General features: G+C 62.4%; 15 protein-coding genes. 2 read left to right on the top strand and 13 right to left on the bottom strand.

Annotation, left to right across the window (positions count from 1 at the left end):
* Positions 1 to 84: 84 nt before the first annotated feature.
* Positions 85 to 744: an amino acid ABC transporter permease gene (locus GGD40_RS04610; RefSeq protein WP_179705173.1), complete on the top strand. Its 660-nt coding sequence runs from the start codon at positions 85 to 87 to the stop codon at positions 742 to 744.
* A gap of 66 nt (positions 745 to 810) precedes the next feature.
* Here the strand turns inward: GGD40_RS04610 and lepB are convergent, their stop codons facing one another.
* From lepB to GGD40_RS04640, 6 genes are all read right to left on the bottom strand, one after another.
* Positions 811 to 1512, bottom strand: a complete 702-nt coding sequence (lepB, locus tag GGD40_RS04615; RefSeq protein ID WP_179705175.1) for a signal peptidase I — start codon at positions 1510 to 1512, stop codon at positions 811 to 813.
* Positions 1513 to 1677: 165 nt separating this feature from the next.
* Entirely contained in the window at positions 1678 to 2697 is a 1020-nt protein-coding gene (locus GGD40_RS04620; RefSeq protein WP_179742925.1) for a Gfo/Idh/MocA family protein, read from the bottom strand.
* 142 nt (positions 2698 to 2839) lie between these two features.
* Positions 2840 to 3562, bottom strand: a complete 723-nt coding sequence (locus GGD40_RS04625) for a FadR/GntR family transcriptional regulator (RefSeq protein ID WP_179705179.1) — start codon at positions 3560 to 3562, stop codon at positions 2840 to 2842.
* Positions 3563 to 3995: 433 nt separating this feature from the next.
* Positions 3996 to 4829, bottom strand: coding sequence for a class I SAM-dependent methyltransferase (locus GGD40_RS04630; RefSeq protein WP_179742926.1), 834 nt, complete (start codon positions 4827 to 4829; stop codon positions 3996 to 3998).
* A 45-nt stretch (positions 4830 to 4874) separates the two neighbouring features.
* Positions 4875 to 6818 carry a serine aminopeptidase domain-containing protein gene (locus GGD40_RS04635; RefSeq protein ID WP_179742927.1) on the bottom strand — a complete coding sequence of 648 codons (1944 nt, stop codon included), beginning with the start codon at positions 6816 to 6818 and terminating at the stop codon, positions 4875 to 4877.
* A gap of 162 nt (positions 6819 to 6980) precedes the next feature.
* A complete protein-coding gene (locus GGD40_RS04640; protein ID WP_179705184.1) occupies positions 6981 to 7958 on the bottom strand; it encodes a glycosyltransferase family 2 protein in 978 nt (325 codons plus the stop codon).
* 270 nt (positions 7959 to 8228) lie between these two features.
* On the opposite strand from GGD40_RS04640, the gene GGD40_RS04645 reads away from it, so the two are divergent.
* Complete coding sequence (locus GGD40_RS04645; RefSeq protein WP_179742928.1) at positions 8229 to 9686, top strand: oligosaccharide flippase family protein; 1458 nt, start codon at positions 8229 to 8231, stop codon at positions 9684 to 9686.
* Between the two features lie 42 nt (positions 9687 to 9728).
* Here GGD40_RS04645 and GGD40_RS04650 read toward each other — a convergent pair whose 3' ends face one another.
* The 7 genes from GGD40_RS04650 to GGD40_RS04680 are packed head-to-tail and all read right to left on the bottom strand — an operon-like array spanning position 9729 to position 13725.
* A complete protein-coding gene (locus GGD40_RS04650; RefSeq protein WP_179742929.1) occupies positions 9729 to 10454 on the bottom strand; it encodes an immunity 52 family protein in 726 nt (241 codons plus the stop codon).
* 6 nt (positions 10455 to 10460) lie between these two features.
* Positions 10461 to 11063, bottom strand: a complete 603-nt coding sequence (locus tag GGD40_RS04655) for a restriction endonuclease fold toxin 5 domain-containing protein (RefSeq protein WP_179742930.1) — start codon at positions 11061 to 11063, stop codon at positions 10461 to 10463.
* Between the two features lie 54 nt (positions 11064 to 11117).
* A complete protein-coding gene (locus GGD40_RS04660; protein ID WP_179742931.1) occupies positions 11118 to 11828 on the bottom strand; it encodes an immunity 52 family protein in 711 nt (236 codons plus the stop codon).
* Between the two features lie 11 nt (positions 11829 to 11839).
* Positions 11840 to 12430, bottom strand: a complete 591-nt coding sequence (locus tag GGD40_RS04665; protein ID WP_373565316.1) for a restriction endonuclease fold toxin 5 domain-containing protein — start codon at positions 12428 to 12430, stop codon at positions 11840 to 11842.
* Positions 12315 to 12803, bottom strand: a complete 489-nt coding sequence (locus tag GGD40_RS36810) for a hypothetical protein (protein ID WP_257030342.1) — start codon at positions 12801 to 12803, stop codon at positions 12315 to 12317. The genes GGD40_RS04665 and GGD40_RS36810 overlap by 116 nt, the downstream gene beginning before the upstream one ends.
* Positions 12796 to 13299, bottom strand: a complete 504-nt coding sequence (locus tag GGD40_RS04675; RefSeq protein WP_179742934.1) for a DUF4123 domain-containing protein — start codon at positions 13297 to 13299, stop codon at positions 12796 to 12798. The genes GGD40_RS36810 and GGD40_RS04675 overlap by 8 nt, the downstream gene beginning before the upstream one ends.
* Positions 13300 to 13302: 3 nt before the next feature.
* The gene (locus GGD40_RS04680; protein WP_179744874.1) at positions 13303 to 13725 is read right to left on the bottom strand and encodes a PAAR domain-containing protein; all 423 of its coding nucleotides are present in this window, start codon (positions 13723 to 13725) and stop codon (positions 13303 to 13305) included.
* Positions 13726 to 13740: the final 15 nt, after the last annotated feature.

Raw genomic sequence — 13740 nt, forward strand, 5'->3', positions numbered from 1 at the left:
GTGCGCTTTGCGCGTCAACGCCGACGGCAATCCGACGGCACCCCGACGCCAACCTCACGCCAACCCGACCCGACGCTCCCGCTCATGTCCACCACTTCCCTGCTCGTCCAATCGCTTCCCGTGCTTGCACAGGGCGCCGTCCTGACGGTCAAGTTCGCGGTTCTGTCGATGTTCTTCGGCCTGCTGGCCGGCGCCGTGCTCGCGCTGATGGGCGTGAGCCACAACCGCGTGCTGAAGTGGCTCGCGCGCATCTACGTGAGCGTGATGCGCGGCACGCCGCTGCTGGTGCAGATCTTCGTGATTTACTACGGCTTGCCGAGCTTCGGCATTTCGCTCGATCCGACGCCGGCCGGCGTGATAGCGCTGTCGGCGAATGTCGCGGCGTATCTGTCGGAGAGCATGCGTGGCGCGATATTGGGCATTCACAACGGCCAATGGCTGGCCGCCTACAGCCTCGGTCTCTCACGCCGCCAGACGCTGCGCTATGTGATCGCGCCGCAGGCGCTGCGCATTGCCGTGCCGAGCCTGTCGAACAGTTTGATCAGCCTGATCAAGGACACGTCGCTGGTGTCGGTGATTACCGTCACCGAACTGCTGCGCAGCGCACAGGAGATCATCGCGTCGACCTATCAGCCGCTGCCGTTGTATCTGGCCGCGGCCGCAGTCTACTGGGTGATGTGTCAACTGCTCGAAGGGGTGCAGCGCTGGTACGAACGACGCCTCGCGCTGCCGTCACGCAACTGAGCATCCGCTTGAGCCTCCTGCAGTGCCTCCCGCAGCGAGTCCGGAAAATCGCTCAGCTCGCGTCGTCTAGCGGCTCGCGAGCGGCGCCGCGTGCGGGTCCAGCGCGGCGCCGAAGCGCTCGAAACGCGGCGCGTAGTAGTGGTCCGGGTCGAGCGAAAACGCCACGTGACGCGTGCGGCCCATCAGCTCCTTGCGCGGAAAGAAACCGAAGTAACGCGAGTCGGCGCTGTCGTCGCGATTGTCGCCGAGCATCAGATACTCGCCCGGCGGCACCGTTACCGGCCCAAACGAATTGCGCGGGCTGGGCGCGTCGGGCGCGAGCCGCATCGTGTGCGTGACACCGTCGAAGCGCTCGGTCAGATAATCGCCCGGCGAGGTCGCATCGCCCGGCAGCGGCTTCAGCTTCAGCGGCTGGTAATCGGCGCGCGCGCCGTTCACGTACAGCACGTTGTCGCGCATTGCCACGCGGTCGCCCGGCACGCCGATCAAACGCTTGACGATCAACTCATGCGCGACCGACGAATCGATCGTGACGATATCGCCGCGCTGCGGATCATGCAGATGCGCGATCGTGATGTGCGTGAGCGGCACGCGCAGATCGTAGGCCATCTTGTCGACGAAGATCCGGTCGCCTTCGCGGATCGTCGGCAGCATCGAGCCGCTCGGCACGACATTCCAGTCGGCCACGGCGCTGCGAAACAGCACCATCAAGAACAGAAACGCGACGAGGCTCTTGTTGTCGCGCCACAATTTTCCAAGCATGCGCATGGCAGGCGGCTCCAGTGGAAGGTGTTCGAAAGCTGCGGGCCGACGGCGCGATTGAATGCGCGGCGTGGCCCGCGCAAATCGTACCACCGCCTCGGCGAGCCACGCGGCGATGCCAGCGACGAGCGGCGCCAAACCGCGCATCGGCCGCACGCCGCGGCGCAGCCCTCACTCCCCCGCGAACTTCAGCCCCAGCGCCGCGCGCGCGGCGTCGGCCATCGCGATCATCTGCACCGACGTGCTGTGCGGCATCAGCGGACTCTCCAACCTCCCCGCGCGAATCAGCTCGCAGAAATGTGCGCTCTCGTAGTTCAGGCCACCGCCTTCGAACGGCTCGTCGAGTTCGACCACGCGCCCATCGGCGTAACGGATCGTGGCGCGCGACGGATTCCACCACGGCTCGTGAATCGTCACGTGGCCGCCTTTGGCCATTAGCAGCGCGTCGCCCTTGCCGTGCAGATCGAGCCCGCAGAACAACTGCGCGATACCCCGCTCGTGCTGGCTGTTCAGGCTCGCGAACAGATCGACGCCGGTGGCCCCGAGCCGCCCGAGCGTCTGCACCTCACGCGGTGCGCCCAGCCAGTCGACCGCGAGAAAGATCTCGTAGATGCCGATATCGAGCAGCGCGCCGCCGGCATGCTCGAACGACAGCGACGGATGATCGTCCGGCACGCCCGGCACCGAACAGCCGGCGCGCACGAGTCCGACGTCGCCGATCGGCTCGGCCGTTAGATGCGCGCGCAACTTTCTGTAGAGAGGATAGAACGGCGGCTTCATGGCTTCCATGAAGAGCCGTTGCGCGGCGCGCGCGGCGTCGAGCACACGCTCGAGCTGCGGCTGGTTGATGGTGGCGGGTTTCTCGCACAACACGTGCAGGCCGGCTTGCAGTGCGGCGATCGCGTAGTCGGCGTGGCTGTCCTGAACGGTCGCGATATAAAGCGCGTCGATGCCGCTCGCGAGCAGCGCGTCGAAATTCGCGCAGACCTCGCCGCCGAATTCTTCGGCAAAGGCCTTGGCGGGTTCCGCGCGGCGCGACCACAGCGCGCTGAGTTGCGCGTGCGGCACGAACGCCAGTCCCTGCGCAAAGCGGCGGGCAATCCGGCCGGTGCCGACGATCCCCCAGCGAATCACACGGTCCGGTGAAGATTGCTGGGTTGCGTTTGCCGCGGATGTTGACGTAGTTGTCATTGTTTCTTCGAGTCCATGCAGTTCCGAACAGGCGCTATTGTCGCGCATGCCGCTCGCTCACGCGTGAACATGAGCTTGCGTCGTCCGTGCTGCAAGGTCGTCGAAGACAATCCGCCTGCCGCCGTCGCGGCAGTGGGCGCGCTTATTCGCGCGTGACGGGCGGTTCCCCGGAAAACTGGCTGCCGATTTCTTCCGCCGTGTAATCGATCATTGCGAGTGAGGCGATTTCCGCTTCCTTCGGATCGCGCCGTTCGATCGCGTCGACCACCCGCCGATGCGAATTCACCGCCGTCTCCCACAGCCCTTCCCGCGTGCTGACGATCGGATTGACCGTCGACAGCGCGCCGCGAATGATCGCCGCCATCTGCTTGAAGAACTGATTGCCGCTCGCCACCACGATGCGGGTATGGAACAGCTCGTCGGCTTCCTGATAGCCGGGCTCGCCCGGCCGGATCGCGCGGAACGCCTCGAACGCCTCGCGAATCCCCGCGATGTCGGCGGCGCTGCCGCGCGCGGCCGCCTGCGCCGACGCGCGCGGTTCGATCAGGATGCGGAACTCGATCACGTCGCGCAGAAACAGCGGATCGGGCTTCGCGCGAAAACGCCATTGCACGACGTCTTCGTCGATCATGCGCCAATCGCTCATCGGCCGGATGCGCGTGCCGATCTTCGGCCGCACGTCCAGCATGTCGCGCGCGAGCAGCATCGACAGCGCCTCGCGCATGACGGTGCGGCTGACGTCGAACTCCTTCGACAGCACATCCTGCGGTGGCAGGATGGCGCCGTACTTCTCTTCGACGATGCCGGTGACCAGTCCGTCCATGACTTTGCTCACCAGCGATCGATCCTTGTTTGCCTGTTCCATGACACTCTCCCCGAAGCGGTGTTTGCCCCCGCGTAGCCTGTTGATCAAGCGGCCCTCGTGTGTCGTTTTATTGATGCTACCTGGTTGTTTTACGATACGTTGCTAGCTTCAAAACAGATGCGCCAGTTGGGAAACGTCCTGACAGGGTTATCCCTCTGAAGAATTGTTTCGTCCGTGTAACGCCGCATATTTTGATGGGCCATAAGCTTGCGTCCCAAGCATGCCTGCGTTGCAAAATTTGCATAGTGCGAAGACGCACGTAGCGCAGCGATTTGTCTGACCGACACGGCGCGGTGGCGCGCCGCTGGCGGAAAGAGACGGGGCAGCGTCCGAACGACACGTTCGGCGGAGAAGATGACGGCGCGGCTCGATCGCGCGGCGTGCGCGATCCCGAAGGGCGCGAGCGCGAATGCGCCATCGCGAATGCGCCATCTCAATCGAAGCGGCAGGCGGCCATCGGCTTGTGCGCGATGAAATGAAACCACCACGCGCCGCTGTCCTCGACGTCGTCGGGAATACGGTTGCCTTCGCAACTACCGAACACCGTATCGCTTTGAAAGCCGACCTGCGCGAGTTGGCGGCGCTGCTCGCCGAGCGTCGTATAGACGATCACAATGCCGAAGTTGTGCGCGGCCGCGGTCTTCACCGCGTAAGCGCCGTAGTCGTGATTCAGCTTCACATGGCGCAGATAGTTCAACGTGCCGAGCTGAAACCGCCGCACGGAAATCAGCGTGCGCCAGCCGAGCTTGAGCGGGTTGGGCGTGAAATGCGGCAACAGTTGCCAGATGTTCTCGAGATAGCCTGGGCCGCCACGGTTGTGCGAGGAGAACAGCACATAGCCGCCCGGCCGCACCACGCGATACATCTCTTCGAGAATGCGCACGCGGTCGTCGTAGTCGACGCAGTCGATCCCATTCCAGCTGAACTCGGCGAGTCCGTAGTGACCTGACGGCAACGCCGACATATCGCGCGCGTCCATGTGCCGCAAATCGCGCGTCGGATAGCGCGACCTCGCCAGCTCGAGCAGGCTCTCGGTGTAGTCCACGCCGGTGTAGTCGTTCGAGATCGCGGTCATCAACGGAATCGTGCGACCGGTGCCGACGCCGATATCGAGCACGGGCGTACCGCTGCAACGCGGCGCGAGCCAGCCGAAGGCGGCCTCCTCGCCGGGGTCCGAGAAGGTCTTCTCCTGGGTGAAGACGCGCGCGGCGTCGGCCGAATTCCACGCAACGCGATTGATGCGATCCAGTTCGGTTTGACGATGCATGGCGCTCCTCCCCGGAAGCTCACGTGTGCGGGACGTCCCGCGCAATCATGATGCTTCTCCGAATAGACGAACCGCGCGCGCCCGCTTTACAAGCCATTGCGCGGCTCTCGACTGCCGCCAGCTGGAGCGCGTCGCACGCGCGTCGTGGGCTGGTTCGGTGTCGGTCCGCGCGATCTCGCTGAAGCTGTCGCGATAGAAATTCTCAAAGTACGACATCACGTTTTCCTGCGCGCTCGACGACAGGATCGCGTGATCGGTCCGCTCGCAAAACGCCGCGCGAACGTGATGAAAACGCCGCAGCCGCGCACCGTGCGCGCCGAAGTGACATTCCAGTTCCTCGACGCCTTCGTCGAGCACGCCGTAGACGAGACGCGTCTCGGCGCCTTTGGCATCGACCGCGGCAATCAGGCGGTGCGCTTCGCGCGCGCCCAGTTCGATGCCGCTCAGGCGTTCGAGCCGGTCGGCCAGCGTCGCGGCGACACGAGCCGCGAAGCGCGCCGTCAACTCGCGCGCCACCGGCAAGCCGCCCGACTGCCCCTTCAGCACGCGCAGCCATTTACGCGGCTGGCACATGGAGCGCAGATAACTGCGCGTCGACCCGAAGGTTGCGGGCGCAACCGCCGGCTTGCCCTGCTCGTCGCAGAGGTTGCGCCAGGTGAATTTCTGCAGGTTGACCAGCACCGCGCCGGTCACGGCCGGTTCGCGCGCGGCGGCATGCAGGCCGATATAGGCGCCCGCGCAAATGCCGAGCAGCACCGCGCCGCGATGCCCTTGCGCGTTCAGCCAGCGGGCCGCGCACGCGGCATCGTCGACGCCTTCCGGCGCGTACAACGCGTCGAGGTTCAAGCCATCGACGGAAGGCAGGCTGTCGCCCAGACCGCGGAGGTCGACCCGCAGCGAACTGACGCCCTGTTGCGCGAGACGCCGTGCGAAACGCACGCTGAGCCGCGCATTGCCGATCCGCGATACGGCGCCTGTGTTCAACAGCAGCGCGGCCGGCGCGGTGGCGCTTGCATGCGCTTCGCACCGCGCGGCGGGTGCGCAGTAGATGCCGAATAACCTGCCGCCATCGAGCCATACCGGCGTCTCGACCACGTTCGGTGCGACGGGATGGCCGGCGATGTGGTCAGTAGCGTGAGTGGCCACATGAGTGGCTGAATGAACCGCAGCGTGGTCCGCAGCGCCGCCGACATTCGCGCGCGCGCTCGCCATCGTGTCGCCGTCACGATCCGTCAGCCAGTTTTCAATCGATGCAAACGCGGCTCGCGGAAGCTCGCTGTCGAGCGATTCCAGCATGAACTTGCTGTATTCGTCGAACGGCTGCCGCTCGACTTCGAGTCCTTGCTCGCGATAGTGCGCGACCAGCGCGTCGACGCGTCCGGCGTCCAGCGAATCGAGCACGAGCACGCGCGCGGCGGGCTGCTGCGCGTCGCGTCGCAAGTCGACGGCGCGCAGACTCTCCAGCGTGTCCTGATAGAGACGAAAACCGTAGGCCTCGACGAAGGCGTCGGTATCGGGTTCATGAACGCAATCCATCGATGCCGGGATCGACAGCCACTGCCGGTAATGCGCGCGCAACTCACGCTGATAATTCTTGCCGGACAGCACCGGCGCGAGCAGCACGAGGCCGTCCACGCCGCCGAGTTCCTGCGCCGCGAGCGCGGCCAGCGTGCCGCCCAGACGCAACCCGCACAAGCTGACGCGCGCAACACCGGTGGACTCGCGCAGCCACGCGACGGCCTCCTTGATGCTGTCGATCCACGCGCGCCAGCGGCCGGGTTCGCTCGCGTCGCCGGCCGAGTCGCCGGTGCCGGGGTAGTCGAAGCGCAACACCGGCATGCCGCGTTCGGCGAGCCGCTCGGCCAGTCTGCGCAAACCGCGATACGTGCAGAGCGCGTCGTAGCCGAACGGAGAACACAACACCACGCCATGCGGCCCATTCGCCGGATGGAACCAACCGAACTGACCATCGAAGACTACTGGCCTCACGCTTCGCTCCTCACTGTGCTTACCTTTCAAGCATTACAACAAACCTCATACCTATCCTCTGTACGCCTTGCCACATAGCCCTTGTGACTTCGAGGCGCGGACGGCACGGATAGCGTTGTTGTGCGAAAGACAAGCTTCAATGAAACGATGCAAAAAATAGATTCAGCCGCCGTGCGGCGTACGCAGCGCAAAAGTGGAACGGGCCGCGAGCAGCACGTGATAGAAAAACCGCGCGCGCAGTCGGTCGCGCATCGGGTAATGCTTCGATAGCAGCACACGCCATGCGTTGGCCGGTTCGCCGGCTCGCGCATACGCGGACGCGGCGCGCGGCGCGACCCGGCGCAACGCGTCGTCGCGGGCGGCCTGCGCCGCGGCCGGCACGCGGCTCGCGCGCAGTTGCGCGAACGCGTGCATGGCGGGCAACGCATGGGTCGAAATGGACTGCGCCGTTTCGCGCGATATCGACACGAACTCGTCCACGAAACAGATTGCGGCGGCGTCGACGCTCAGGCGCAGACCGAAATCGAAATCGCACGCCTCGCCCACCTCGGCCACCGTGCGATAGCCGATCCGGCGCGCCGCCAAGGTATCCACGAGGTAGCCGTTGTTCGGGAACATCTGGTCGATGCCGGCCAATGCGGGCACGGGCAAGCGGCCGGCGCGTTCCGGCACGCGGCGGTAGTCGACGTTCAGTCGTTCGGTGGCTTGCGGGCGCGGCGTGCCGTCGTCGGCGATCACACGCTGTTTGCCGAACGCCGCGGTCAATGCCGGGTAGCGCTGCCAGCAGGCGTCGAGACACGTCAATGCGTCTGGCTCGAGCAGATCGTCATCGTGCAGCAGCACGAGGCGTGCGCCCTGCGCACGTGCGAATAACCGGTTGACGTTGCCCGCCTGGCCGAGCCGCGGCGTGTTGCGTTCGTAGCGGATGGGCCGTGTGCTGCGCGAACGGCAGCGTTCCACGAGGTGTTGCGCGCGGTCGTCGGCCGAGTCGTCGCCGATGACGATTTCGAATTCACCGTAGGTTTGCGCGAGACAACTGTCGATGGCCTGTTCGAGCAACGCAGGCCGGTTGCAGGTGGGAACGCATAGGGAGATCAACCGTGCGTTCAATCCACTCTCGCCGTTCTCGCCCTGCTTCATGGTCAAACCCCGTTAAATAGCGACACTGAGTGCCGATGCCGAGGGTGTCGCAACGGCCCTACCCTCTATTGGCTATTCATTTAACCCTGGCGGATCGCAACTATCTGTACGGCCACCCACACAGGCACAAGGGGCACCAGGGCACTATTCGAGGCTGCGACGGGACACCGACGCCGACGTGCCACGCATGCCGCAAGGTGCGGCCGCGAACCGACGGCGTCCGCGACGAACCCCACCATTGAAGGACTTCAGCCGCCGGACAAGGGCACCATGGAAAGAAGTATCGTCAGGAACATCTTCATCAACTTCGCGGGAGCGATCGCGCCGACCTTCGTGTCCCTGGTGACCGTGCCGGCGTACATCCATCTGATGGGCGTGGAGCGCTACGGGGTCATCAATCTGGTGTGGGCGCTGATCGGCTACTTCAGCGTGCTCGATCTCGGCACGAGTCTCGCGACGGAAAATCAGATCTCCAAGGCACGCGCCGCCAACGACGATTCGATCGAGCGGATTTTCTGGAGCGCGTGGTTCATGAACCTGGGCACCGGCATTGTCGGCGGGCTGCTGATTTATCTCGGCACCTTCATTTACATCACGCATGGTGTGAAGATCGAACCCGAGTTTCAACGCGAAGTGATGGCGAGTCTGCCGTGGATCGCGGTGGCCGTGCCGATCGCGAACGTCTCGTGGGTATTTGCCGGTGCGATCAACGGCGTGGAGCGTTTCGCCAGTTTCAACATCAATCAGACGATCGGCACCGCGCTGTTTCAACTGCTGCCGTTGGCGGCGATTTTCTGTTTTTCGCCTTCGCTGGCCGTCGTAATACCGGCGGCCGTGCTGGCGCGTTTGATCGCGGGCGTGATGCTTGGCGCGGCCGCGTTTCGCGCCATCGGCATTCGACGTGTAAGGATGCCGCAATGGCGCGTAATGGCAGAGCTGTTTCGTTATGGTCGCTGGATGCTGCTGTTTTCCGGCGCCAACATGATTGCGTCGACGCTCGATCGGGTGCTGGTGGGCGCGTTGCTCGGCGCGCGCTTCGTGACTTACTACGCGACGCCGCAGAACCTCATCACGCGTTTGAATCTGCTGCCGGTTGCGATGGTGCGCACGTTGTTTCCGCGACTCTCGGCGGTCTCGCGCGCAGATGCCGATGCGCTCGCGCATCGGGCGCTCGCGTTTCTGAACGGCGCGTTCACGCCTTGCGTGATCGTCGCGTTGTTCGCGTTGAAGCCGTTTTTGATGCTGTGGCTCGGGCCGACGGTGGCGGCTGCGGCGCCGGTTGCTAGTGTGCTTGTGCTAGGGGTATGGCTGAGTGGGCAGTCGGGCATTCTGGGGATTCTGATTCAGGCGCAGACGAGTCCGGCGGCCATTGCCGGGGTTAGCTGGATCGAATTACCGGTGTTTGCCGGCGCGCTGTGGTGTGGGATTCATTGGTTTGGGATCATGGGCGCGGCGGCTGTCGTGGTGCTGAAGAGTTTCTTCGACTATGCGGTGTTGCTGGTCTTCTCGCGGCTGCATGTGTGGTCCATCGTGCGCAATATGCTGGTTCATCTGATGTTTCTGCTTGTTGCGCTTGCGTTGGCTGAAACGATTACGGCGCTGCCTGTGAGTATTCTGGCGGCGCTGGCGCTAGCGGCGGCGAATCTGGGGCTGTCGCTGCATGGGTCGAGTGAGTTGCGTGGGGTGGTTTATAAGGTTTGGGCGCGGGTGACGTTGTCGATGAGTTAGTGTGGCTTTTTTTGTGAGCGGGCTGGTCGACCGCCGTCCGGCTCAAAGGTCCGCGTAGCGAGGCAGTAGATTCTGATCGACGAGGCGGATCTCGATGCGGTTGGCGATTTCGATGTGCTCGGGGTTGTCCATCGAGAAGACGGTGTCCGTTACGCTTACGATGATCGTGCCGGTCTGGTTCTTGCCATTCACGGGTACAGGGATTAGCGCGCGAGCTTCTGGAACCTGTTGCACGGTGATGATCTTCGGTAGGTAGAGCATCCAGCCGACGCCGGGTTTGTCGTCGAAGACCTGCTTTTCGAAGTAGCCGGCCGGCGAGGCTTCAACAACCATAGGCTGGAACGTCGCAACGATTGTCCTGACTACGTCCGCGAGATCGTCGGCCGCTGCAAAACAGGCGGGCACACCCACTCTTAATGCAAAGTTGTCCGCTAGCACCTTTGCATCGGACACGCGACACGACATGGACGCGCCCTCGTTCGGTCCCGTTCTGGTATTCCAGATAGCGGCATGGGACACGTTCGATGCTCCCCTTCTGAATTCCTCAGTGAGGACGGCGATCGCCGGCGAAGAAGCCGCACCGTCGGCGGTGAATGCTGGGTACTGTGTCGCTTCGTCAAGAGTATTCCCCTTCAGAGACCAGTTCGCACGAGTCATCAGCGCGCTCTTCGTCGAAAGCGTGTCGACGATGGTGGACTCGCGGGCCAGCATCGCCGGGAAATCGCTGGACGATAAGAATGTGTCCCGGAACATCGCGTTGATTTCCATATCCGCTCAGGGTTGATAGGTGGAATGGATGCCGAGGAGCGCGAGTAGCCTGGTCATTTTGCGTTGCGTGAGAGGTGTCTGAAAGTACCACGTCAGACGCGTTGGCGGATTCAAGCGCACTTCGGTTCCTTGCGTCATTGCCTGATCTTCCATGGATTCGAATCCTTTAAAAAAGTCCTCCGCGCCAGGTATAGAGCCGTCGACGAACTGGTCATAGTTGCCCTTGGTCTCCTGCAGAAGACAGTCGACAGCTTGGAATCCATCAAAGTCGATCTTCAGCCAATGCCACTCTTCACTCCAACGGCATGCTTCCTTGTCGAATGCAAAGCCCGTGACGCGCGCCTGGTAGCGGTATGCGTTCCAATTCGCGCCGTGTCTGCGGTGAATTCTCGATCCTGAGTCCGGCGGGCATTTCTTGCAGGTCTCGCCAGTACGCGGGAGCGTTCGCACTGCGGGCGTGGCCTTGCTGTCCTCTTTCGACTTGTCACCCGACACACTGCCCGTTGCCGCCGTTGCCGCGCCACCCAATAACGCTCTGCCCGCGCTCAACAAAACTGGCCCGAGTTCCGCGACTGCTGCCTCTAACAATGGCGCGAATAATGTCCCCATACGTCAATCCTCTCTGTCTTTTGGTGGGTGATTTAATCTGGGCGGCTATCCGTCTCAAAGGTTCGTGTAGCGAGGCAGTAGATCCTGATCAACAAGGCGGATCTCGATGCGGTTGGCGATTTCGATATGCTCAGGGTTGTCTACTGAGAAAACGGCGTCCGTTACGCTCACGATGATTGTTCCGGCTTGCTGTTTGCCCGTCGTTTTTACTGGAATCAGTGCGCGCGCTTCGGGAACCTGCTGCGTCGTTATCACCGTTGGCAAGTAAAGCATCCAACCGACACCAGGCTTGTCATCAAAGACCTGCTTCTCGGCGTAAGCGCGCGGCGCCACCGCCACGTAGGCAGGGGAAAAAGCCTCGATCGCCGCCAACACCACTAACTCCATCGACTTGAGGTCGCTGAACACGGCATCGTTATAGAGACTGACCTCGAAGGAATCCGGCAGGTACTTGTCTCCAACTAGACAGGCAAGCGTCGCCCCCTCGTTATGGTCCTCATCTCCATCCCATAGTGCAACGGACGTGAACGAAGAATCGTTCGCATATCGATGACGGAGGACGGCGACAAGCGCCGCGGACGGCAGTCCGTTCTCGAATGCACGATACATGTGCGCTTCTTCCCGACTGTCCCCTTGCGCATACCAGTCGGCGAACCGTGGGTCGATGTTCGCCATCGCGTCCGTCACGTGCCGAATACGAGTAAGGATTGCTGGAAAATCGGTCGAGGTTAGTAACTCATCGCGGAATTGAAGCCTGATATCCATTTGTACGTTCACTACGGTTGATAGACAGAGGTAACAGCGAACTCCCGCAGCACCGGGAGCATAAAACTCCGTGTTCTTGGCGTTTGGAAATACCATACGAGTTTGGCTGGCGGATTCGCACGAGTGACGCGAGCCTGCTTACCGATCATTTCGGACATGGTTTTGAATCCCTGGAACCACTTCAAGGGCTTATCAGGCGCAGAAAAAAACTGATCGTAGTTTCCCTTCGCTTCCTGCAATAGACAGCCGGAGGGCTGAAACCCGTCGAAGTCAATTCCTAGCCAATTCCATTCGTCGCTCCACTGGCACTGCTCTATATCGAACGCAAAGCCAGTAGTACGTGCCTGATACCGATAAGCATCCCAATTGACACCGTGGCGCCTGCGCACTTTGGCTCCTTCTTCCGGCGGACACTTCTTGCAACTCTCACCCGTCCGCGGCAACGCGCGCACCGCAGGCGTACTTTTGCTGTCGTCCTTCGAAGCATCACCTGTCGCGCTTCCCATTGCCCCCGTAGCCACGCCACCCAACAAAGCCCTTCCAGCGCTCAACAAAACCGGCCCAAGCTCCGCGACGGCGCTCTCCAACAACGGCGCCAGTATCGTCCCCATACGTCAACCCTCCCACAAACTCTGGATGTTCAATCCGCCAGCGCAACACACGCAGAAAGTCATGAAACCGTTCGTCGGCCGAGTTAGCCGAGTTACTCGACCGCTTGATCCAAACCCGCATCGCAGGCTTCTCATAGAAGCCAGGCGAATAAGCTTCGAGTCGCAGAAACTCGACGAGATGAGCATCTTCCCGAAGACCAAATCCTCGCGCGACGTTAAAAGCACGCCACAGCCGCTGCCAAAGAAAAGCGGCGTCTGCCAGTTCCGGCTCTTCGCCTACCAGATCCTGCCGCACCCGCTCGACAAAACCTTTCGCGTCGATATCGGCAAGCGCCGCCACCTGTTCCGCAGTCAACTCAATCATCCGAATGCACTCTGATCAGTTCGCCATCGACCTGCACCAACCAATCGAACGTCGGCACAAAAAACGCCGCACGTTGCGACGACGACAACACCCGTGCGATATCGCCCATAACGCGAGCGTCATAGAAGCGCAATAGCGCCGTACCACCGTTCGGCATCCGCACGTCTAACCGCTCGCGCAATTCCCGCGCGAGCGATTGAAACCGATACGCCGTAGTCAACCACGACACACCCGAAGCGCCCGCCGCAAGCTTCAGCAATCCGTGCCGCATCGCCATCGAAGCGCTATCGAAATCGATCAGCCACGGCCCCGCATCGGCGAGCGAAGCGTCGGGCGTGTCGTCGAACAAAGCAATTGCGGCAGAGCACCGTTCAAGCGCGGTCGCTCCAAACGCGTCGCCATAAAGCAGCCCGTCAACGAGCGCGTAAAGCCGAACAGGCAGTGAGGTCTGTACCCGACGCTGCGTCAGATAACTTTCGAGTTTCGACAACGGCATGCCCTACCCTCGCATCACCGTCGTCGCGCCGCTTTCGGTAGCGGCTCTCAGACATTCGACGCAAAGCGTCGGCGCAGGGCCAAACGATTGAACATCGGCCGATCCTGTGCCGATACCATCACGGCGAGAAAGATCGACCTCACCGCTATCTTCGATTGTCATTCGGGATTGAGACGCGATAAGCACCGCGCCGCAGGTGGCCCGCATGCCATCCACCGCCGTATCTCTCCCATGCATCCGATGCGGAAAACGACGCCCGAGCAAATCGTCCGAGATCGCAAACACGCCCTTGCAAAGCGGGCAAAGAACCTTGTGTCCGACGCCCGCTATCGCTCGTCCGTCGATCGTGGATTTGTCGTTACCTTCGAGTACACGACCGCCGTGTGACGTCGTGTCACCCTCGCGAATGATGGCGCGTTTCACCACTGGCTTCCCTTCGTT

Origin of the sequence: Paraburkholderia bryophila (assembly GCF_013409255.1) — a bacterium.
Taxonomy (GTDB): domain Bacteria; phylum Pseudomonadota; class Gammaproteobacteria; order Burkholderiales; family Burkholderiaceae; genus Paraburkholderia.

Bases quoted from the DNA above. Each gene is read 5' to 3' on its own strand.
- GGD40_RS04610 (WP_179705173.1), top strand. From the start codon at position 85: ATGTCCACCACTTCCCTGCTCGTCCAATCGCTTCCCGTGCTTGCACAG.
- lepB (WP_179705175.1), bottom strand. From the start codon at position 1,512: ATGCGCATGCTTGGAAAATTGTGGCGCGACAACAAGAGCCTCGTCGCG.
- GGD40_RS04620 (WP_179742925.1), bottom strand. From the start codon at position 2,697: ATGACAACTACGTCAACATCCGCGGCAAACGCAACCCAGCAATCTTCA.
- GGD40_RS04625 (WP_179705179.1), bottom strand. From the start codon at position 3,562: ATGGAACAGGCAAACAAGGATCGATCGCTGGTGAGCAAAGTCATGGAC.
- GGD40_RS04630 (WP_179742926.1), bottom strand. From the start codon at position 4,829: ATGCATCGTCAAACCGAACTGGATCGCATCAATCGCGTTGCGTGGAAT.
- GGD40_RS04640 (WP_179705184.1), bottom strand. From the start codon at position 7,958: ATGAAGCAGGGCGAGAACGGCGAGAGTGGATTGAACGCACGGTTGATC.
- GGD40_RS04645 (WP_179742928.1), top strand. From the start codon at position 8,229: ATGGAAAGAAGTATCGTCAGGAACATCTTCATCAACTTCGCGGGAGCG.
- GGD40_RS04650 (WP_179742929.1), bottom strand. From the start codon at position 10,454: ATGGAAATCAACGCGATGTTCCGGGACACATTCTTATCGTCCAGCGAT.
- GGD40_RS04655 (WP_179742930.1), bottom strand. From the start codon at position 11,063: ATGGGGACATTATTCGCGCCATTGTTAGAGGCAGCAGTCGCGGAACTC.
- GGD40_RS04660 (WP_179742931.1), bottom strand. From the start codon at position 11,828: ATGGATATCAGGCTTCAATTCCGCGATGAGTTACTAACCTCGACCGAT.
- GGD40_RS36810 (WP_257030342.1), bottom strand. From the start codon at position 12,803: ATGATTGAGTTGACTGCGGAACAGGTGGCGGCGCTTGCCGATATCGAC.
- GGD40_RS04675 (WP_179742934.1), bottom strand. From the start codon at position 13,299: ATGCCGTTGTCGAAACTCGAAAGTTATCTGACGCAGCGTCGGGTACAG.